At 71.4% G+C, this 20,802-nt stretch carries 19 protein-coding genes; 7 read left to right on the top strand and 12 right to left on the bottom strand.

Annotation, left to right across the window (positions count from 1 at the left end; all coding sequences use genetic code 11):
* The first annotated feature begins 32 nt into the window (after positions 1–32).
* The 5 genes from DEJ46_RS36340 (at position 33) to DEJ46_RS36320 (ending at position 4,410) form a co-directional block, all read left to right on the top strand.
* Positions 33–686 (top strand): CBS domain-containing protein, encoded by a 654-nt coding sequence (locus tag DEJ46_RS36340; protein WP_150273268.1) that lies wholly within the window; start codon positions 33–35, stop codon positions 684–686.
* A 53-nt stretch (positions 687–739) separates the two neighbouring features.
* Positions 740–2,074, top strand: a complete 1,335-nt coding sequence (locus DEJ46_RS36335) for a nicotinate phosphoribosyltransferase (RefSeq protein ID WP_150273262.1) — start codon at positions 740–742, stop codon at positions 2,072–2,074.
* Between the two features lie 114 nt (positions 2,075–2,188).
* Entirely contained in the window at positions 2,189–3,094 is a 906-nt protein-coding gene (locus DEJ46_RS36330) for a potassium channel family protein (RefSeq protein ID WP_150273261.1), read from the top strand.
* A gap of 48 nt (positions 3,095–3,142) precedes the next feature.
* The gene (locus DEJ46_RS36325) at positions 3,143–3,745 is read left to right on the top strand and encodes a CBS domain-containing protein (RefSeq protein ID WP_150273260.1); all 603 of its coding nucleotides are present in this window, start codon (positions 3,143–3,145) and stop codon (positions 3,743–3,745) included.
* Positions 3,746–3,750: 5 nt separating this feature from the next.
* A complete protein-coding gene (locus DEJ46_RS36320; protein WP_150273259.1) occupies positions 3,751–4,410 on the top strand; it encodes a DUF4389 domain-containing protein in 660 nt (219 codons plus the stop codon).
* Here the strand turns inward: DEJ46_RS36320 and DEJ46_RS36315 are convergent.
* The 8 genes from DEJ46_RS36315 to DEJ46_RS36280 all read right to left on the bottom strand — a co-directional run bounded on the left by DEJ46_RS36315 (position 4,380) and on the right by DEJ46_RS36280 (position 13,891).
* Positions 4,380–7,121: a cation-translocating P-type ATPase gene (locus tag DEJ46_RS36315; RefSeq protein ID WP_150273258.1), complete on the bottom strand. Its 2,742-nt coding sequence runs from the start codon at positions 7,119–7,121 to the stop codon at positions 4,380–4,382. The genes DEJ46_RS36320 and DEJ46_RS36315 overlap by 31 nt on opposite strands.
* A complete protein-coding gene (locus tag DEJ46_RS36310; protein WP_150273257.1) occupies positions 7,114–7,704 on the bottom strand; it encodes a hypothetical protein in 591 nt (196 codons plus the stop codon). Before DEJ46_RS36310 ends, DEJ46_RS36315 begins: the two co-directional genes overlap by 8 nt.
* 47 nt (positions 7,705–7,751) lie before the next feature.
* Positions 7,752–8,255, bottom strand: a complete 504-nt coding sequence (locus DEJ46_RS36305; RefSeq protein ID WP_150273256.1) for a flavodoxin domain-containing protein — start codon at positions 8,253–8,255, stop codon at positions 7,752–7,754.
* Entirely contained in the window at positions 8,255–8,710 is a 456-nt protein-coding gene (locus tag DEJ46_RS36300; RefSeq protein ID WP_150273255.1) for an Hsp20/alpha crystallin family protein, read from the bottom strand. Before DEJ46_RS36300 ends, DEJ46_RS36305 begins: the two co-directional genes overlap by 1 nt.
* Before the next feature lie 215 nt (positions 8,711–8,925).
* On the bottom strand, positions 8,926–9,339 hold the full coding sequence (locus DEJ46_RS36295; protein WP_150275082.1) for a CBS domain-containing protein: 414 nt from the start codon (positions 9,337–9,339) through the stop codon (positions 8,926–8,928).
* 103 nt (positions 9,340–9,442) lie between these two features.
* The gene (gene ppsA / locus DEJ46_RS36290) at positions 9,443–11,845 is read right to left on the bottom strand and encodes a phosphoenolpyruvate synthase (RefSeq protein ID WP_150273254.1); all 2,403 of its coding nucleotides are present in this window, start codon (positions 11,843–11,845) and stop codon (positions 9,443–9,445) included.
* 133 nt (positions 11,846–11,978) lie between these two features.
* The gene (locus tag DEJ46_RS36285; protein ID WP_150273253.1) at positions 11,979–12,989 is read right to left on the bottom strand and encodes a universal stress protein; all 1,011 of its coding nucleotides are present in this window, start codon (positions 12,987–12,989) and stop codon (positions 11,979–11,981) included.
* Positions 12,986–13,891, bottom strand: a complete 906-nt coding sequence (locus DEJ46_RS36280) for a universal stress protein (protein WP_150273252.1) — start codon at positions 13,889–13,891, stop codon at positions 12,986–12,988. The genes DEJ46_RS36285 and DEJ46_RS36280 overlap by 4 nt, the downstream gene beginning before the upstream one ends.
* Before the next feature lie 224 nt (positions 13,892–14,115).
* Between DEJ46_RS36280 and DEJ46_RS36275 the strand changes: the two genes are divergently transcribed.
* Complete coding sequence (locus DEJ46_RS36275; RefSeq protein WP_150273251.1) at positions 14,116–14,973, top strand: universal stress protein; 858 nt, start codon at positions 14,116–14,118, stop codon at positions 14,971–14,973.
* Positions 14,974–15,032: 59 nt separating this feature from the next.
* On the opposite strand, the gene DEJ46_RS36270 is transcribed toward DEJ46_RS36275, so the two are convergent.
* The 3 genes from DEJ46_RS36270 to DEJ46_RS36260 all read right to left on the bottom strand — a co-directional run bounded on the left by DEJ46_RS36270 (position 15,033) and on the right by DEJ46_RS36260 (position 19,497).
* Positions 15,033–17,753, bottom strand: coding sequence for a heavy metal translocating P-type ATPase (locus DEJ46_RS36270; protein WP_411757803.1), 2,721 nt, complete (start codon positions 17,751–17,753; stop codon positions 15,033–15,035).
* Positions 17,754–17,890: 137 nt separating this feature from the next.
* The gene (locus DEJ46_RS36265; RefSeq protein ID WP_150273250.1) at positions 17,891–18,598 is read right to left on the bottom strand and encodes a helix-turn-helix domain-containing protein; all 708 of its coding nucleotides are present in this window, start codon (positions 18,596–18,598) and stop codon (positions 17,891–17,893) included.
* Positions 18,598–19,497, bottom strand: a complete 900-nt coding sequence (locus DEJ46_RS36260) for a universal stress protein (protein WP_150275079.1) — start codon at positions 19,495–19,497, stop codon at positions 18,598–18,600. Before DEJ46_RS36260 ends, DEJ46_RS36265 begins: the two co-directional genes overlap by 1 nt.
* Before the next feature lie 369 nt (positions 19,498–19,866).
* On the opposite strand from DEJ46_RS36260, the gene DEJ46_RS36255 reads away from it, so the two are divergent.
* The gene (locus DEJ46_RS36255; protein ID WP_150273249.1) at positions 19,867–20,466 is read left to right on the top strand and encodes a CBS domain-containing protein; all 600 of its coding nucleotides are present in this window, start codon (positions 19,867–19,869) and stop codon (positions 20,464–20,466) included.
* Here DEJ46_RS36255 and DEJ46_RS36250 read toward each other — a convergent pair.
* Positions 20,453–20,704, bottom strand: coding sequence for a DUF1918 domain-containing protein (locus tag DEJ46_RS36250; RefSeq protein WP_411757846.1), 252 nt, complete (start codon positions 20,702–20,704; stop codon positions 20,453–20,455). The genes DEJ46_RS36255 and DEJ46_RS36250 overlap by 14 nt on opposite strands.
* Positions 20,705–20,802: the final 98 nt, after the last annotated feature.

The raw sequence follows: 20,802 nt of genomic DNA, 5'->3' as shown, positions 1-20,802 counted from the left end.
GGCTCGCCGATCCCTCAGGTAAGGAAAGAGCGATGACCCCTCAGCCGTTCACTGTCGCCGACGTGATGACCAAGAAGGTCGTCGCCGTCCTGCCCGGCGCGGAGTTCAAGGAGATCGTCGCCGCCATGGAGCGGTGGAAGGTGACGGCCGTACCGGTCGTCGAGGGCGAGGGCCGTGTCGTCGGGGTGGTCTCCGAGGCCGATCTGCTCCTCAAGGAGGAGTTCCACGACCACCGGCTCGGCCTCGTCGAACAGATGCGACGGCTCGACGCCACGGCCAAGGCCGGTTCTCGCCGGGCCGAGGACCTGATGACCTCGCCCGCCGTCACCGTTGCTCCCGAGGCGTCCCTGCCCCAGGCCGCCCGTCTCATGGCCTCCCACCACGTCAAGCGGCTGCCGGTCGTCGACACGAACGGAACGGTCGAGGGGATCGTGAGCCGGTCCGACCTCCTCAAGGTGTTCCTCCGCCCGGACGAAGACCTCGCCGCCGAAGTGCGCCGCGACGTCGTCGAGCACCTTTTCCCGCTCTCTCAGCACCGGGTCGTCGTCCGTGTCGACGCCGGAGTGGTGACGCTGTCCGGTGAGGTCCGCGACAGCGCGCTCATCCCGCTCGCCGCCCGCCTGGCCCGCGCCGTCGAAGGCGTGGTGGACGTGCGGTGCGAGCTCACCGCCGAAGGCCGGACATAGTCATGTCCGGCCGTCCCGGTGCAGGTCACGGGTCCTCCGTGCATGCCCGAAGCATGTCCCAGGTAACCAGCACCGACCTGTACGAGGTCACGATGGTGCTCTCGTACCTGCGGGAGGACATGCGGGCCCCGGCCACCTTCAGTCTCTTCGTCCGCGACCTCCCCCCGGAACGCGGATTTCTCGTCGCGGCGGGACTCGAACCGGCCCTCGACTACCTTTCCCACTTCCTCGTGGGCCGCTCGGACATCCTGGACTTCGGCGAGGCGCTGCACCGTCCGGCCGAGGACCTGGAACCGCTGCACGGCCTGTCGTTCGACGGCCGGGTCCGCGCCGTGCCCGAGGGACGGCTGGTCCTCGCAGGCGAGCCGCTCCTGGAAGTCACCGCGCCCCTGCCGCAGGCCCAGCTCGTGGAGACCTACCTGCTGTCCCTCGTCTGCCATCAGACGGCGGTCGCCTCCAAGGCGGCGCGGTGTGTGCTCGCCGCCGCAGGGCGGCCCCTGGTGGACTTCTCCCTGCGCCGGAACCACGGACCCGAGGCCGGCATGCAGGCGGCACGGCTCTGCGCACTGGTCGGCTTCGCCGGCACCAGCAACGTCGCCGCCGCGACCCGGTACGGCATTCCTGCATCCGGCACCATGGCCCACTCCTACGTCGAGACCTTCGCCTCGGAGGAGGACGCCTTCCGTGCCTTCGCCCGAACCCATCCGGGACCCGTGACCTTCCTGGTCGACACGTACGACACCGACCGCGGGGTCGCGACGGCCGCCCGCGTCCTCAGCGGCCTGGGCCTCGGCCCGGGGTGCGGGATCCGCCTGGACAGCGGCGACCTCGGCGCCCTCGCCCGGCGCGCCCGTACCGCACTCGACGCGGCGGGGCTGAAAGGCGTGCAGATCATCGCGAGCGGCGGCCTCGACGAGTACGCCGTCGACACGCTGGTACGGGGCGGGGCACCCATCGACGTCTTCGCCGTGGGGACGAAGGTCGGCACGGCCGCCGACGCACCGTATCTGGACGCGGCGTACAAGCTGGTCGAGTACCACGGCCACCCCGTCATGAAGCTCTCGTCGGCGAAGGTGACGGCTCCGGCCCCGAAGCAGGTGTTCCGCGGCCCCGGTCTCCGCGACGTCATCGGCCTGGCGAACGAGGAGCCGCCCGCGGGCACGGAGCCACTGCTGCGGACGGTGATGCGCGGCGGGCTCCGCACGGAACCGCCCGACACCCTGGCCGCCGCCCGGGCCCGCTTCGAGGCGGACCTCGCCGCACTGCCGGAGGCCGCGCGCCGCATCGAGGGCCCTGTGCCACCGGTGCCGGTCGTGTCGACCAGGCTGTCGGCTCTGACGACCGTCGTACGACACCGGATGGAGGCGCGGACGCGAGCCGGACGGTAGCACCGGGGACACACAGCGGAGGCTGCGTCCGAAGGGGCGAGCGGGCGCCGCCAGTGGGCTGAGATCGATGCCGGCGGGCGGGACTCCGTCGCCGCTCGTGGGAAAGGTGCATGGATGACGTGGCTAGCGACGCCGGTGGGCGCTGTCCTGGTGCTGTTCATCCTCCGGGACGTGTTCCACACCCTTTGGCACCCGACCCGTCACGGGGGTCTGAGCAGGCTCGTGATGGTGTCTCTGTGGTGGCTGTCCCCGCGCCTCGGCAAGCGCCGGCGGTCGGCCGGTCTCGCGGGCCCGCTTGGCATGGTGACGGTCGTCGCCGCGTGGGCGCTGACCGTGGCCGTGGGATGGGGGCTCATCTACTGGCCCCACATGCCGGAGGAGTTCTCGTACGCTGCGGGGCTCGTCCCGTCCGAACACGCGGGCCCGCTCGACGCCCTCTACATCTCGCTGGTCACCCTGGCCACGCTCGGCCTCGGCGACATCGCACCGGCCTCCGGATGGCTGCGCGTACTCGCCCCCATGGAGGCCCTCGTGGGCTTCGTCCTGCTGTCGGCGACCGTCGCCTGGATCCTCGGCATCTATCCGGCGCTGGCCCGCCGCAGAGCGCTGGCCCTGCGGCTGTCTCACGTGCGCCGCAGCCGGGCCACCGCCCAGGCCCTCGACTCCGACGGCGGCGCCGCGCTCCTCGACGGACTCGCCTCGGGCCTCTCCACCGTCACGGTCGACTTCCTGCAGTACGCCGAGTCCTACTACTTCCACGACGGGGACGAGAACACGTCCCTGCCCCGGCAGCTCCGCTACGCCCTCGGGCTCGCGGACCAAGCCACCGGGGCGCACCACCCGGACGTCAGGCTCTCCGCGTCGGTACTCCGCAGGGCACTGGAAGACCTGGCCGTCGTGCTCGACGAGCGCTTCCTCCGCACGGGAGGAGGACCCGATCGGGTCTTCGTCGCCTACGCCGACGACCACGGGCAGCCACAGGGGCCGGACGGCCCTCCCCAGGACGGCGGCGGCGGGTGATCCTGAACGTGGGGACCGCCGGTCGAACGCGCGAGAAGGTGACGAGCGATGAGGCACCGCAGCGTCGCGGATCTGATGACGCCCACGGCGGTCAGCGTCGTGCCGGACACGACGTTCAAGGAGATCGCCCGGCTCCTGGACGAGTTCGACATCACCGCGGTGTGCGTGGTGGACGATGCGAACCGGCCACTGGGCGTGGTCTCGGAGGCGGACCTGGTACGCCGCCGTGCAGCCGGGACCGGGCCCGGCACGGCGGGTGCGCTCATGTCCAGCCCCGCCGTCGTCGCGCGCCCGGAGTGGAGCGTGGTGCGCGCCGCGCGGGTGATGGAACGGGCCGGTGTCAAGCGTCTGCCCGTCGTCGACGACGGGCGCCTCGTGGGTGTGCTCAGCCGGAGCGACCTCGTCCAGCTCTTCCTGCGCCGGGACCGGGCGATCCAGGAGGAGATCGTCGAAGACGTGGTCACCCACACGCTGGGGCTGAGCCCGTCGGCCCTCTCGGTGGAGGTCGAGGACGGCAGGGTCACCCTCAGCGGCACGGTCCGCCGCCGCAGCCTCGTCCCGGTGCTCCTCAGGCTCTGCAACAGCGTCGACGGCGTCGTGGGGGTCGTCGACCGACTCGGGTACGAAGACGACGACCTGTCGAGGAAGTGACGATCATGGACACCCCCAGCCCCCTGCACAGTCCCGTGGCGGTCTCCGCCGAGCTCGACAGCCGGCTGTCCCGCTGGCTGTGGCTGGTCAAGTGGATCCTGGTGATCCCGCACTGGATCGTGCTGTTCTTCCTGTGGATCGCCTTCTTCGTGGTGACGGTGATCGCGTTCTTCGCCATCCTCTTCACCGAGCGCTTCCCACGAGGTCTTTTCGACTTCAATCTCGGCGTGCTCCGCTGGTCCTGGCGAGTGTCGTACTACTCGTACGGGGCTCTCGGCACCGACCGCTACCCGCCCTTCAGCCTGGGCCCTGAGCCGGACTACCCGGCCCGGCTGGACATCACCTACCCGGAGCGGCTCTCACGCTCGATGGTCCTGGTCAAGTGGTGGCTGCTCGCCATCCCGCACTACCTCGTGATCGCCTTCTTCACCAGCGGCATGCACGCAGGTTGGTGGAGCGGCGGCCTGATCACCCTGCTCGCACTCATCGCGGGCTTCGCCCTCGCCTTCACCGAGCGCTATCCGCGCGACCTGTTCGTCCTGATCGTCGGACTGAACCGCTGGGTCCTTCGCGTCGCGGCCTACGCGAGCCTCATGACGGACGCCTACCCGCCCTTCCGCCTCGACCAGGGCGGTCACGAACCGGGGACGGCCGCCGGCCGCTGACGGCGCCGCCTGGCGCGCCGCAGCTCGTCGGTGCCCCACACCAGGAGCGGGAAGGTCGCGATGAGCAGGACGACGTCCAAGGGAAGCGCGGCTGTGCCGAAGAGGTCCTGGAGCGGGGGCACGTAGACGAGAGCGGCCGTGAACGCGAGCTCGAAGGCGATACCGGCAAGCAGCAGGCGGTTCGAGAACACTCCGATGTCGCGCAATGCCGCGTGATCGGTGCGGGCCGCGAACGCCGTACCGACCTGACAGGTCACGATGCCGGCGAAGGTGGCCGTGGTGGCCGTCACGTAGGCGTGGTGCAAGGGGCTGCCGGTGCCCGTGGGGTCGCCGGGCTGCCAGCCCGCGCGCCACAGCACGTAGAAGAAGCCCGCCATGACGAGAGCCGCCGACGTGAGACCCAGGTAGCCCCAGCTCCGTATGAGCATGTCGCGGGAGATCACACTCTGGTGCCGCGGCCGCGGGGGCCGCTGCATGATGCCGGGCTCGGAGCGTTCCCGGCCGAGGGCGAGGGCGGGCAGTGTCTCGGTGCCGAGGTCGATGGCGAGGATCTGCAGCACGGTGAGGGGGAGCGGTACGGTGCCGGCGGAGAGCGCGAAGACGAGGAAGGGCACGATCTCCGGAGTGGCGTGGGCGAAGATGTAGACGATGAACTTGCGTACGTTGTCGTAGACGCGGCGCCCGGCCTCGACCGCGGTCACGATGGTGGCGAAGTCGTCGTCGGTGAGCACCATGGTGGCGGCCTCGCGGGCCACGTCGGTGCCCGAGCGCCCCATGGCCACCCCGATGTGCGCGCGGTGCAGTGCAGGGGCGTCGTTGACACCGTCGCCGGTCATGGCGACGATCCGGCCGTGTTCCCGCAGGGTGTCGGCCACCCTGAGCTTCGTCTCGGGCGAGGAGCGGGCGAAGACGATCTCGGCGTCGCCTTCCCCGAGGAGCCGGTCCAGTTCGTCGTCGGCCAGCGACTCGGACGCCGCGACCACGTACAGCCGGGGTACTCCGATGCCGACTTCCCTGGCGACGGCCGCGGCGGTGGCGCCGTTGTCGCCCGTGACGACGTGTACCCGGATCCCGGCCTCGTGGCAGCGGCGTACGGCCTCCGCCACCTCAAGGCGCGGCGCGTCGTACAGCCCGACGAGCCCGAGCAGGGTCAACCCCGACTCCGCGTCCTGGCGGCGTGACGGCGGCTCCGCGCCGCTCGGCAGGTCGCGCACGGCGACGGCCAGAACCCGCATGCCGTCCCGGGCCAGCTCGTCAGCCGCCGCCCGGGCCGAGTCCGCCCCCGTTCCGGGCCGGAGGCGGTCCAGCACCGCCTCGGGCGCTCCCTTGACCACGATCCGCGCGGGGCCCCGCGGCTCCCCGCCCCGCATCTCGTCGCCCCGCGCCTCCCCGCCCTGCACGACCGACATGAGCCGCAGCCGCGGATCGAAGCGGAACAGCGCCCGCCGTCCCGCGTCGCGCCGAGCCAGGTCCACCGGAGCCCCGTGGTCGGCAGCCCCGGCGACGAGGGCGGCCTCGGTGGGGTCACCGTGCAGTTCGCCGTCGGCTTCTCGCGTGACGGTGGTGCACAGGGCACCCGCCCTCGCCAACTCCGCTGCCCAGGGGCCCGGCTCCGACCCGTGGTCGACCGTCCACAGCGCCCTGAGGCGCATGGTGTTGCGGGTGAGTGTGCCGGTCTTGTCCGTGCAGATGACGCTCGTGGAACCGAGGGTCTCCACAGCGCTGAGCCGTTTGACCAGGGCACCGCGGCGGGCCAGTGCGCGGACGCCGACGGCCAGGGCCAGCGTGATGGTCGGAAGGAGTCCCTCGGGGACGTTGGCGACGAGGAGCCCGATGGCGAACGTCAGGGAGTCGGTGACCGGAAGTCCGACCGCCACCCCGAGGACGAGAAACACGACGCCCATGCCGGTTGCGAAGCCCGCGATGAGCCACGCGACCCGCTTGACCTGCCGTTCCAGAGGGCTCGTCTCACGCCGCGTCCGCTGGCTGAGTGCGGCGATCCGACCGAGTTCGGTGTGGTGGCCTGTGGCGAACACGACGGCCCGGGCCTGCCCCTCGACACAGGTCGTCCCGCTGAAGACGAGGTTCGGCTCCTCGAGCAGCGGGGCACCGAGAACACCGGCTGAGGCGATCCGTTCAGCCGGCACGGACTCTCCCGTGAGCATCGACAGATCGACCTCGACCCCGCCCTCGGTCACGTGCGCGTCGGCGGGGACCTTGTCGCCCTCCTCCAGGAGGATCAGGTCGCCCGGTACGAGGTCGCGGGCCTCCACGACCTGGGGCTGCCCGTCACGTACCGCGTGGGCGTGCTCGGGGAGATAGCGGGCGAGCGTCTCCACCGCCCGCTCGGCCTGCCGCTCCTGGAGCAGGGCGAAAGCCGCGTTGACGGCGATGACCGCGAGGATCGCCCAACCGAGAACCGCCAGGTCCGCGACGAAGGCAAGAAGGGCGGCAGCCCACAGCAGCAGGGCCAGGGGGTGGATCAGCTGCCCGACCAGCTCGCGTGGGAAGGGGGAGCGCGCCTTGCGCCGCACCTCGTTCGGTCCATGGATGGCGAGGCGTCGGGCGGCCTCGCGGCCCGAGAGACCATCCGGTCCCGTGGCGAGTTCACGACGCAGCCGGGGCAGCGGTTCACTCGGGTCGAAGGGCAAGGCCTCCGTGGAGGGAGCGGTCCGGTGCCGGGTCGCACGGCTGCCGGCACGCTCAGTCATCGCCGTCCCCTGCACCGCTGCCGCGGCGGAGCCGCCCGGACCATACGGGTTCCACCTGCTCCCACTCGCGTTCCCAGGCCGCGAGCCGGTGCCCTTCGGTCCGCCGCCGCACGAGGAAGACCACGGCGCTGCCCGTCACTCCGACCACACCCGCCGCCGCCGTACCGCCCGCGAGGGAGGTGAAGGCGCGGTCTGCGGCACCGCCCGGGGGCCGGGTCGGGGCTCCTTCGTCGTCCACCCAGATCGTCAGAGCGCGGCCCTGGGGTGTCTGCGGCGGAACGTTGATGGTGCCGGTGCGACGGACGTGCTCGGGCTGCTCCCACACAGCCGGTGCGACGGCCTTCGACGTGGAGCCGAACCTGGTGGCGACGGGTGGGTCCTTGGCCGGCCCGGTGGTCGTCGCCGTGACCTGATGACTGTGGACAGCACGCTCTCGGTCGGCCTTGGCTCCGGCCGTCCACAGGCTCCCGGTCGCCACAGCACCGCAGATCAGAGCGATCATCAGTACGAAGACCAGGGCGCCACGCCTTGCGGGTCGCGTGGGCGGGGTGGTCCCGCTCCCCGACGGCTCGTGGTGGAGCATGCCGCACCTCCCGTCGAGGTGGCTCGCCGGCCTGTCAGAGGCCCCGTTCAAGGGGTGGCGTCGAGTTCCGTGCCGATGTGGTGGGCCCATGCCCGGATCCGTTCCGGATTTCGGAAGTCGCCGCCCTTGCCCCGTTCCACCATGTGCCGGGCGACCGGGTCGGACGTCTCGGCGGTCACGGCGCCGCCGAAGGTCATGTGCTCGCGGGCGCCGAGCTTCTTCATCCGCCGGGCGACTCCTCGTACGGGCGGGATGTCGTGCTCTTCCGCGGATCTGTCGACCGGACCGCTGCTGAACAGCCAGAGAGGCCGGTGCCTGAGCTGTTCGGCGTTGCGCCGGGCACACCGCCGCGCCTTGAAGGTCCAGTGCCCGGCGTAGAGGGCTCCGCCGAGGACGACTCCGTCGTAACCGCTCACGTCGGTGACGGTGTCGGCCGGCAGGACGACAGCGTCGAAGCCGTCGTCCCGGAGCGTCTTGCCGATCTCTTCGGCGATGCCGGCGGTCGCGCCGGCCTTGCTGCCGTAGGCGACCAGGACACGCTTGGCGTTCATCACGCCGCTCCCTCGGCCGGCTTGTCGGTCCGCTTCACCGGAATGGTCCGGACAGAGGTGGTCTTCTCGTCGGGCATCGGGACGCGAACGGTGAGGATGCCGTCCGTGTACGACGCCTCGACGTCGTCGGCCGGGATCGTGGCCGGGAGGCGCACGGTCCTACGGAACGATCCGTAGCGGAACTCCGAATGCTCCTTGTCCTCCGTGCTCTCGCTGTGCTCCGCACTCACCGTGATGAGGTTGTCGTCGACGGTGATGCCGATGTCGTCTTCCGGTCCCATCCCCGGCAGCTCGGCCCGCAGCACGTACACGCCGTCACCGCTGGTCACCTCCACGGGAATGGAGTGAGCAGCCGTCGCGGGTCGCCACCCGGGCAGCCCTGGGAACTCCCTGTTGAACCAGTCGTTGAGATCGGGGAAGAGGCTGTGCCTGCGTTCCACCTTGCCTCCGGCCATTTCTCTGCTCCTCGTGTGCGGGGCCCAGGGCGGTCGCCGCGGACCCGAGTCGGTGCGGACGGGCGGATCGGGATACGGAGCTCGGTCCGGGTCCACAACCCACTCTTCACCCGCAAGGTCCCGTGGCGCAGTGTCCAAGGGGTCTGTCCGACGGGGCCGAACGGGCCGCACCGGGAGGGGACCATCCGGCCCATGGCGCCACGGCGCGGGCGCCTTCAGCGGCAGATCTTTTCGACGAAATGGCCCACCCGTTCCTCCGGCAGGTGCCGGGCGAGGTCCGCCTCACTGATCATGCCGACCAGGCGGTGGTCGTCTATCACGGGCACGCGGCGGATGCGGTGGTCCTGCATCGTGCGGAGCACCTCTTCGCTGTCGGCGCCCACGTCCACCGTGACCGGCTTGCCCTGGGCGAGGTACCCGGCCGTCATCTGCTGGGGGTCCTTGCCCTTGGCAAGGCACTTCACCACGATGTCCCGGTCGGTGATGATGCCGTGCAGCCGGTTGTCCGGCCCGCAGATGGGCAGCGCGCCGACATCCAGTTCGCTCATGCGGCGCGCGGCATCCATCAGGCTCTCGTTCTCCTGCACGCAGCTTGCACCGGGATGCATGATCTCCCTTGCGGTCGTCACGGCCACGTCCTCCTTTCCGGGCCCCCTTGCCTACGGTCCAGCCGATCAACCCCCGGTTCAGAGGAAGTTCGTCGACGCCCCGATCGTGTCCTCCTCGGCATGATCACTCCTCCCTTCGTCCGGCGCGGTTCTCGAGCGTCGTCTCCGCGCGGGCCACGTGCCGTTTGACGGCTGCGAAGCTGTCCGGCGCCACGGAGATGGAGTCGAGGCCGGCGTCGACCAGGATCGCGGTGAACGCCGGATCGTCGCTGGGCCGCTGCCCGCACAGTCCGGCCGGCCGGCCGGCCGCGTGGGCGCGGGCGGCGAGAGTCTGGATGCTGCGGACGACGGCGGGGTCCCGCTCGTCGAAGACCTGAGCGAGAGCCTCGGAGTCGCGGTCGACACCCAGGGTGAGCTGGGTGAGGTCGTTGCTCCCGATCGAGAATCCGTCGAAACGTTCCGCGAACTCGCCGGCCAGGATGATGTTGGCCGGAATCTCCGCCATCACATAGACCTGAAGCCCCTTCTCGCCCCGGACCAGTCCCTCGTCCGCCATCACCGCAAGCACGTGATCGGCCTCGCCGAGGGTACGGCAGAAGGGGATCATGACGATCACGTTGGTCAGCCCCATCTCGTCGCGCACGCGGCGCAGCGCGCGGCATTCGAGGGCGAAGCCCTCGCGGTAGCCGTCGCTGTAGTACCGGCTCGCACCACGCCAGCCGATCATGGGATTGGCCTCGTCCGGTTCGAAGGGCCGGCCGCCGAGGAGCTTGGCGTATTCGTTGGTCTTGAAGTCGCTGGTGCGTACGACGACGGGTGCCGGCCATCGGGAGGCGGCGATCCGGGCGATGCCGTGGGCAAGCCGGTCGACGAAGTACTCGCCTCGGTCGAGGTATCCCTCGGTGACCCGCTCGATGACGTGCCGGTCATGAGCATCGAGCCGCTCCGGGTGCAGCAGGGCCATGGGATGGACCTTCACCTGGTGGGCGACGATGAACTCCAGGCGGGCGAGTCCCACGCCGTCGGCGGGCAGTCTCCACCAGCGGAACGCGGCTGAGGGGTCGGCCAGGTTCAGCATCACCCGGGTCCGCGTGGGCGGGAGGTCCGCGAGATCGGTCAGGATCTCCTCGTAGGGGAGCAGCCCGTCGTAGACGCGTCCGCTCGTTCCCTCGGCGCAGGAGACGGTCACCGAGCGGCCGTGCAGCAGGGTCCGAGTCCCGTTGCCGGTACCGACGACGGCGGGAACGCCGAGCTCACGACTGACGATGGCGGCGTGCGAGGTGCGGCCGCCGTGGTCGGTGACGATGGCGGCGGCACGCTTCATGACCGGTTCCCAGTCAGGGTCGGTGACGCCGGTGACGAGGACGCCGCCCTGCGGGAAGAGGTCGAGGTCGACGGGGGCGTCGAGCGCGACCACCCGGCCCTGGCCGATCGCCTCGCCCACGGCGATGCCTTCCACGAGCGGCTCGCCAGGGGTGACCGTCAGCCGGCAGCGGCTCAGTGTCGAGGTGTGCCTGCGTGACTGCACGGTCTCGGGGCGTGCCTGAACGATCCAGAGTTCGCCCGTGAGGCCGTCCTTGGCCCACTCGAGATCCATCGGGCAGCCGTAGTGCTCCTCGACGGCCGCCGCCCATCCGGCGAGCCTGCGGATCTCCGAGTCATCGAGGACCCGCTGGTTCCGCTCGCTGTCGGGGGTGTCCACCGTGCGGGTCAGCCCTGTGTCCGCGTACACGGTCTTCAGCCGCTTGCTGCCGATCCGCACGTCGATCACGGGTTCGAGCGCCGGGTCCTTCATGCTCGGCTTGAACACTGTGTACTCGTCGGGGTCGACCCGGCCGCTGACGACGGTCTCCCCCAGCCCCCAGGCGGCGCTCACCACGATCACGTCGGGGAAGCCGCTCTCGGGGTCGAGGGTGAACACGACTCCGGCGCCTGCGAGATCGGAGCGGACCATGACCTGCACGCCGATGGAGAGGGCGACGGCGAGGTGGTCGAAGCCCATCCGTTCGCGGTAGTCGATCGCGCGGTCGGTGAACAGCGAGGCGTAGCAGCGTGTGCACGCCTCGAGGAGCGCGTCGGCGCCGCTGACATTCAGGTACGTCTCCTGCTGCCCGGCGAAACTCGCTTCGGGCAGGTCTTCCGCGGTCGCGCTGCTGCGCACGGCCACCTCGGGCGACTGTCGGCCGGTTTCCTGGGCCAGCCGCTCGTACGCGGTCAGCACGGCCTCCCGTAGGGGGGCGGGCAGCGGCTCCGCGAGGAGGAGGGCACGGATGGCCGCCCCCACCTCGTCGAGCTGGGCTCCCTCATGCAGCCTGTCGATCTGTGCCTCCACGCGACGGCGGAGGTCCGGGGAGCCGAGCAGCTCCTCGTACGCTTCGGCGGTGGTGGCGAACCCGGGAGGGACGCGGATGCCCGCACCCCCGAGCCGGTTGGTCATCTCGCCCAACGAAGCGTTCTTGCCGCCCACTCGGCTGACGTCGTGCCGCCCCAGTTCCGTGAAGGGTACGACGTGTCGGATCGGTCCCATGGTCTGGTCTCCTCCACGGCTCTCGGGCGTCCTCAGTACGGCAGGGGGCGGCCGGACGGCGTGCGCAGGTCCAGGGGGGCGGGCCTGCGGGGACGCCGGGGCCGGGGGCTGATCCGGATGCGCTTCACGATGCTCACCTCTCCGCAGACCCCTCCGACGGACCGGGGGCGTCCGCTCGCCTCACCGTCCCGCGGGGAGATGGCCGCCTCCCAGTGCCGAGCGGGGCAGCGGACACGGGCCGGTCGGCCGTGCCGGCCCGGGACCGGTCGGTCCATGCCGGGTCGCCGGTCCGGCGCTCGCGTTGCGGGAGGGGGACGGTGATCACCGGACACGGGGCACGGTGCAGCAGGCCGTGAACCGTCGAACCCAACCGCATGCCGGAGTAGCCGCCACGGCCTCTGCGACCGACCACCAGAGACAGGGATTCCTGGGACGTCAGGGCAAGTTGTTCGACCGGGTGTCCCCGCAGGATCTCTTCGGAGATGGCGACATCCGGATACCTCTCCGCCCAGCCCGCCACCGATTCGGCGAGCAGCCGACGCCGCTCGGCCAGACCCTCTTCACCGTCGTCGCGGGTGAGGACGGACCGCGGCCAGACCCAGACGGCCCGCAGCCGCGCCTCGCGGAGGCTCGCCTCCTCGACGGCGAAGGCGACCGCGGCCCGTGAGGACTCGCTTCCGTCCACCCCGACGACGAGGGTCGATGGGTGCACGGCGGTGTGCTCGGGTGCGCGGACCACGACGACGGGACAGTCGGCCCGTGCCGTAAGGGGGACGACCACGGAGCTCTCGCTGAACGTCTCGGCCGCTCTGCCGAGACGGCGCGAGCCCACGACGACGAGTGCGGCGTGCTGCGCCATGTCGCGCAGCACGGTCGCCGGAACACCGTTCACGCGTTCCGTCGCGATCCGCAGGCCGGGGTGCAGTTCCCGGACGAGGTCCTCCGCGTTGGCGACAGCCGACTCCGCGCGGATGGTCAGGGCGCTCTGACGGGCGAGCGCGTCGTACCGGAGCCCGTTGTGGGCGGGCGGTACGGCGACGACCAGCCGGAGCGCCAGTCCTCTTCGTACGGACTCGTCGGCGGCCCAGACGAGAGCGGGGACCGACTGCTCCCGGGGGTCGACTCCGAGCAGTATCTCGTTCACGTCTCCTCGACCCTGGTGGCGAAGGCGGGTGGGACGATCTCCACCGGGCAGTGGGCGTGGTGGAGCAGGACGTGGGCGACTCGCCCCAGGGACGGGCCTGCGCCCAGGGCGCGGTGTTCTCTGCCCACCACCAGCAGATCGGTGTGGGCGCTCGCCTCCACCAGGATCCCGGGCGTGCTCGTGCCCGTCTCCACGTGATGGCTGACGATCAGCTGGGGATAGAACTCACGCACGAGGTCGGCGAGCGACTTGATCTCCTGCACGCGCTGCCGCGCGATCCCGTCGAGATCGTCCAGCATGGTCGCGACGCTGCCGACGTGGGTGAGCACGTTCCACACGCTCACCAGCCGCAACGCCGCTTTGCGGGCGTCGGCCTCGGCGGCCGCGACGAGCAGCCAGCCCAGATCCGAGGCACCGTGCACGGCTGCGGTCACCGAGCCCGCCGCGGGGCGGTCACCGTCTCCACGGACCACGATCACGGGGACTTCGGCGCGGGCCGCCACGCCCAGACCGACAGAGCCGAGCATGAGTGCGGAGAAACCACCGAGCCCGCGGTTGCCCACGACGATGGTGCCCCCGTGGCCGGCGGCCGCACGAAGGCCGGCAACTGCCTCCTGACGGCTCAGCTCCTTCGTGACCGCGAGGTCCGGAAAGAGGTCACGGACCGCGCTCGCGGACTCGGTCAGCAGGTCGCGACCCGCTTCGCGTACTGCCTGAAGCGTCTCGGCATTGGCGAAGAGGGCCCGGCGGTCGGTGTCGGCGGCGTGGACGAGATGCAGCGCCCGCCCCCGTCGGTCCGCCTCGGCGGCGGCCCAGAGCACGGCCGTGCGCCCGGAGGGGGATCCGTCGACTCCCACGACGACGTTGCCGAGCTCCGGTCGGGCGGGGGTCTCGCTGGTCATGGCTCCTCCTCCGGGGTACACCCGAGGCTCGGGAGCGCGTCCCGAGGGGCGACATCTCCCACACTGGCATCGTGGTGGGCCTCCTCGGGATGGGCCGTTCGGCCCCGATCGAGACCTGCCCGGCCCTGCTGCCGGAAGGAAGGGGGTACGAGCCTGAAGGCTGAGTGCCCTGCTCGATCCGGCCCACGGGCGGAACGGATCGGACGCGACTGAGGAGGCACACCATGACAGCCCAGGTCACCGTCGGTCTGGACGGCTCGGAGGAAAGCCGAGCCGCCGTGGGTTGGGCGGCGGCGGAAGCGGTGTTGCGCGAAGTACCCCTCCGGCTGGTGCACGTGGAGGAGTGGCCGAACACCCCGGAGGTGCCCGCACCGCACGCCCGCACCTTGTTCGAGCGGGCCGAGGGCCTGCTGCGGGACGAGGCGGACCGCGTGCGGAGTGACCATCCCGGCCTCGAGGTGCTGACGGAGCGTGTGCGTGGCCGGGCGACCGAGAAACTGACGGCCGCCGCGAACGAAGCCGATCTGACGGTCCTGGGTTCGCGCGGGCTCGGCGGCGTCCGCGGCTTCATCGTCGGCTCGGTCTCGCTCGCCGTCGTCGGCTCGGCGCGACAGCCGGTCGTCCTCGTGCGTCCGGGGCACGACCGCGTGACTCCCGATGACAGGATCGTGGTGGGTGTCGACATCCACCATCCGTGCGAAGCCCTGCTCGCGTTCTCGTTCAACGAGGCCGCCCGCAGGGGCCTGCCGCTGCGGTTCCTGCACAGTTGGACGCTTCCCGCCTCGTACGGTTACGCAGCCATCGTGGACCCGGGGATAGGCGAGGAGCTGGGCGCGCGCCTCCTCGGAGGGCTGGACGACCTGCTGGAGCCGTGGCGGAAGCGGTACGCGGGCGTGGAGGTGGAGGCCAGGTCAGTGGTGGGATCGCCCGCGTACCAGCTGGTCGAGGCGGCGCGGACCGCGCAACTCGTGATCGTGGGACGCCGAAGTCGGAACATCCCCCTCGGCCCTCATGTGGGCCATGTCGCCCACGCGGCCATCCACCACAGCCCCGCACCGGTCGCCGTCGTCCCCTTGATGTGAGCGGACGGTGGCGACTCGGCCATCGACCGCGCACGGATGGATCCCTCGCGCTCGGTCTTCTACGGAAGCCTGCGGCTGGTGGAAGGCAGGTAGCGGTCGGGGTCGGCATCGTAGGCGGTGACGCACCGGGTGGAGCAGAAGTGCAGCGGGCCCACGGGGCCGTCCCGGTGTTCGGGTGCGGTCGCGGGGTCGACTTCCATGCCGCACACGGGGTCGACGGCCGTCTCGCTTCCGTCCGGGCCGTCCTTTCCCCGCGTGGTGTCGGTGGCGGTCTCGACTTCGGGCTGCGCCGGTGTGCCGCCCGCTTCTGGCAGCGGCGAGGCGCGCCAGCGGCGCAAGCGGGAGGCGTTGGTGACCACGGACAGGGAGGACAGGGCCATGGCGGCAGCGGCGATGATCGGGCTGAGGCGGATGCCCCACAGGGGGTAGAGGGCGCCGGCGGCGAGGGGGATGCCGACGGCGTTGTAGACGAGGGCGAAGAACAGGTTCTGCTTGATGTTGCGCATGGTCGCCTTCGAGAGGCGGATGGCGGTGACGACTCCGGTGAGGGAGCCGGAGATGAGGGTGATGTCGGCGGATTCGATGGCGACGTCGGTGCCGGTGCCGATGGCGAGTCCGACGTCGGCCTGAGCGAGGGCGGGGGCGTCGTTGATGCCGTCGCCGACCATGGCCACGGTCCGGCCTTCGGCCTGGAGGCGGCGGATCTCGTCGGTCTTGTGCTCGGGCAGTACCTCGGCCAGGACACGGGGGATGCCGACCTGTGCGGCGATGGCAGTGGCGGTGCGGGCGTTGTCGCCGGTGAGCATGACGACCTCGGCCTCCAGCTGTCGCAGGGCAGCGACGGCCCGGGCGGAGTCGTCCTTGACGGTGTCGGCTACAGCGAGCACCCCTGCGGGGTGGCCGTCGACCGCTGCGAGGACGGGTGTCCTGCCCTCGGCCGCGAGGTTCGCGGCGACGGCGTCGAGAGGGGAGGTTTCGATGCCGGTGCCGCGGAGGAAGCGGGCGGTGCCGACCGTGATGGTGTGGCCGTCGGCCATGGCGCGGACACCCTTGCCGGTGACGGAGTCGAAGGCGGTCGCGGTCGGCAGCCGAAGGCCGCGGTCGCGGGCACCGGAGACGACGGCCTGGGCGAGGGGATGTTCGCTGTCGGTCTCCGCCGCGGCGACCAGCCGCAGGAGCTCGACTTCGTCGACTCCTTCGGTGGGGTGGATGTCGGTGAGGAGGGGCTTGCCGATGGTGACCGTGCCGGTCTTGTCGAGCACGACGGTGTCGAGTTTGTGGGCGGTCTCCAGGGCTTCGGCGGAGCGGATGAGGATGCCTGCCTGCGCGCCTTTGCCGGTGCCGACCATGACCGAGAGCGGGGTGGCCAGGCCGAGGGCGCAGGGGCAGGCGATGATGAGGACGGCGACGGCGGATACCAGGGCCAGGGTGAGCGCCGGTGCGGGTCCGATCGTGTACCAGAGTGCGAACGTCGCGATCGCGATGGCGATGACCGCCGGGACGAAGTAGGCGGAGATCGCGTCGGCGAGACGCTGGATCGGCGCCTTGGACGCCTGGGCCTGCTGCACCAGCCGGATGATCTGGGCGAGCACGGTGTCCGCGCCGACCTTGGCCGCGCGCACCCGCAGGGAACCGGTGGTGTTGACCGTGGCGCCGATGACACCGTCGCCCGCGTGCTTCGTGACCGGCATCGGCTCGCCCGTCACCATCGACTCGTCCACAGCGGACGAGCCCGACAGGACCTCGGCGTCGACAGGGATCTTCTCCCCTGGGCGGATGACGATCTCGTCCCCGACGACCACCTCGTCGACGGGCATCTCGGTCTCGGTGCCGTCGCGCAGGACGCGAGCGGTGCGGGCCTGGAGGCCGATCAGTGCGCGGATGGCCTCGCCCGTGCCGGCCTTGGCGCGGGCCTCCAGAAGACGGCCCAGCAGGATCAGGGTCAGGATGACGCCGACCGCTTCGAAGTACACCTCCCGTACGTCCTCGGGGAGCAGCCCCGGAGCGAGGGTGACGAGCAGGCTGAAGCCGTAGGCGGCGCTCGTGCCCAAGGTGATCAGGGAGTTCATGTCCGCCGACCGGTGGCGCAGGGCCAGCCAGCCGATCAAGTGCACGGGCCAGCCGGTGTAGAGCATCACCGGCGTGATCAGTGCGAGCTGGAACCAGTGGTTCAGCATCCAGCCGGGCACCCAGTCGGCGCCGAACAGCTCGTGCGCCATCACGGCGAACAGCACAGGGGCGGTGAGCACCGCTCCCACGACGACGCGGCGGGTCAGGTCCCTGATCTCCGCCTGCCGCTCGGCGATGTCGGCCGCCTCCGCGTCCTCGGCCGACGTCTCCCCCTCGCTCGGCCCGGCTTCCCCGCCCGACACCGCGCCCGGTTCCGGCGCTCCGCCGTCGGCGGGTTCGACGACGAGGGTCCCGTGGATCATGTTCATGCCGCAGGCGAACCCGTACGTGCCGGGACGGTCGGGGCTCAGCCGCACCGTCGTGCGGGTGTGGGCGGGCAGTCCGGCCCCGACCCTGAGATCAGGGAAGACGACGCGGGAGGTGCATTCGCCGGCCTCCTGCCGATCGAAGACGAGCTCGACCGGTGTGCCCTGGCGGACCTTGATCAGGTTCGGGCTGTAGCCGCCCCGCACGGTCACGTCGACCCGCTGCACGCCTCCCTCCACGCGCACCGTGCCTGCCTTGCGCGGGCCGAAGAAGTACCGGCCCAGCACCGCGATGAGGCCGACGGCGACCACGACGACGATCACGTCCGCGACAGGCACGGCCATTCGCCTCCTCATGCGCTCTGCTGTTCCAGCCTCCCGCGTGGCGTTCACGCCGGCTACCTCAGCCGGCCCCGGCCGGCCCTCAGCGGTGCGTCCGGGGCGAGATCGGTGGCACGGTGTCCAACCTCACCACCAGCGGGCTAGTCAGCGGGCCCGGACAGCGTGCCGGGCGCGCCCGGCACGCGGATGCGCCGTCCGGTCACGCGGCGCGGTGAGAGGATCACCACGGTGTCCCGGCCGTCGCCCGCCCACGGCGCCGAGTGGACAGCGTCCTTGATCCTCCGCACTTCCCTCTCCTCCGACACCGTGCGTGCCGGACCGACAAGGAGCACGCTCCAGCCCTGGCTGAAGGCTTCGTCGATGTGGTCCTCCTCGAAGGCGACCTCCACACCGGCCGTCGAGGCGCGCGCGAGGGCCGAGTCCGCAGCGGTCATGAAGACGACATCCCCGTCGACGACCTGGTAGTTCACGGGGAACACCGTCAGCCCGTCCCGTCCCTCGACGGCGACCCGGCCGACGCCGTGGCCGTCGAGCAGCTCCCAGCACTCGGCCTCGCCGATCTCCTCCATCCGTGCCCGGTACCCGGCGCGGGCTGCTCCCCGCGCGAGGTCCGCCGTGTACCCGGTGAGGTCCTGGACGGTGCTCTCCAGCGCGTTCGCAAGCCGGAGCAGGAACTCGATCCCCGGGGTGGCCGCCTGCTCCTCCACGTAGCCGATGTAGCCGGGCGTCGAGCCGGCCCGCTCGGCCACGTCCTCCCGGGACAGGCCGAGCCGCGTGCGCCTGGCTGCGACGCGGCGGCCGAGGTCGCTCGTGGCGTGCGAAGGATCGGGGGCGCCGGCCGTGTTCATCACCGGCCTCCTTCCGTCGTCTCCGGATCCCGCTGAGGAACGACGGCGACCGGACACGAGGCGTGGTGCAGGGCACGGTGGGCCACCCTGCCGAGTTCCAGGCCGACGAGCCCGTCACGACGCCTGGCGCCGACGACGAGCAGGTCGGCGGCAGCGGAGCGCTCGGTCAGCACTCTGTGGGCCGGGCCTTCGACGGTGCTCCTACGCAGGCGCACGTGCGGATGCTCGGACGCCGCGGCCTCAAGGGCCTTGTCGAGCAGTTCGGAAGCCCCCTCCGTGAAGTACGCCGCCCCGGCACGCCTCATCAGCAGGTGGTCGGCCGGTTCATGGGCCTGCCGTCGCCAGGTGCGGACGACGTCGAGTTCCGCGTCCCGGACGGCCGCCTCGCGGAAGGCGAACCTCACGGCCGGCGAGTCCAGGTCGTACTCGCCGACGCCGAGCAGGACGCGCCCGTGGCGTGCTTCCAGGGCCTGCCGGTCCCCCCGGACGACGACGACCGGACAGAGGGCTCGGGCGGCCACGATGAGGCCGACGGATCCGAGCAGAAGGTCGGCGAGCTCGCTGCGCCCACGTGACCCGACGACGAGGATCGTGCCCTCCTGCCCCTCCCTGAGCAACGCACTGGACGCGTCCTCGGCGACGACGTCCGTGGTGAGGGGGAGGTCGGGCGTCCTGCGCCGGACGCGTTCGGCCGCAGTGCCGACGATGTTCTCGGCGAGGACCTGTCCCGAGGGTCGTTCCGTCGTCCAGGCCGGCACGACTCCCTCGTACCGTTCCCACAGGGAGGCATGGACGATGCGCAGGGGAAGCGCGTGCCGTACCGCTTCGTCGACGGCCCAGTCCAAGGCCGTGAGACTCGCGTCGGACCCGTCGACTCCCACCACCAGGGGGGATTCCATCATGCCCACCGCCCTTTCCGGTCGTGAGGTGGCCTGCTGCCAGGCTCGCACCGGGCGGAAGTGACCGGATAGGGCCGGTCGGTCCCGGGCGCGGCCCGCCCGGACCCGGTGGTGGCGACGCGGAGACACGGCGGGCGGAGGGGCCCCTCCGCTTCTCGCGGATCCTGATCGCGCGGTGCGCGGCTCGAAGCCGCTTCCCCGCGTCCCTCTGCCGGGCCCCCTCCTCACTCACAGGAAGACATCGGCAGTCGGTCCGTGCCAGGGCTGCCCGGGTCCCGGCCTGCCCCTTTCGGCCCCTTGTCGTCCGCCCCGCATGGCGACACCCTCACAGCAACAGGACTCGGGGCGCCGGAGCACCGGAGGCCGGTCATGAAACACCCACGCACCGTCGACGACGTGATGACCCATGCGGTGGTCTCCGCCAGGCTCGACGCGCCGGTCAAGGAGATCGTCCGGTCCATGCGGCGCTGGGGAGTGAGCGCCGTCCCCGTGCTGTCCGCCGAGGGGCGAGTGGTCGGTGTGGTGTCCGAGGCGGACGTTCTCGGCAAGGTTCCGGGAGAGGCCCGGGACGCCGCGGCATCGGTGACGGCGGGCAGCCTGATGTCGGCTCCGCCCGTCACCGTTCCGCGCGGAGCCACGATCGCCGGGGCCGCGCGGCTGATGGCGCAGGGCCGCCTCAAGCGGCTTCCCGTGGTGGACGCGGACGGCCGCCCGGTCGGTGTCGTCAGCCGGGGCGACCTGCTCAAGATCTACCTTCGCTCCGACGCCGAACTCGCCGAGGACGTGCGCCACGAGCTCCTCACCCACCTGATCCCCGAAGGTGACGCGGCACTGACCGTACGGGTCGAGGACGGAGCGGTGACGCTCGCCGGACGCCTGCCACCGTCCGTTCCGGCGGATCTGGCCCTGCGCCTGACCCGGGCGGTGCCCGGCGTGGTGGCCGCGACGGCGGAGTTCACGACCGCGTAGCGGCCTTCACGGGTCGGGGCTCTCTCGTGCCGTGCGGGGGAAAGTGCTGGACGCGCGCGTCGGGGCCCGGGAACACCAGAGTGACCCGGCCCGTGTCCGACCATCGGACGTCGAAGGGCGGAGTGCCGTCCGGATGATGCAGCCCGACGATCTCACCGTCACGTCCCTCGTCCCCGACCGTGGCACCGCCGACGATCAGCCGGTCGCCGACGCGAGCCCACAACCCGGCGCGTGGCATCTCCTGGCCTTGCCGTTCTCCGGTCGCAGTCATGGTGCTCGCCTCCCGGCACGAGGGCGCGGTCACGGTCCTCCCGAGACGGACTCTCTCGCCTTCTC

The sequence above is a fragment of the Streptomyces venezuelae genome, assembly GCF_008642375.1.
Lineage (GTDB): Bacteria > Actinomycetota > Actinomycetes > Streptomycetales > Streptomycetaceae > Streptomyces > Streptomyces venezuelae_G.
Note: the sequence above shows the minus strand (reverse complement) of the source record. Positions and strands in the feature narration are given on the sequence as shown.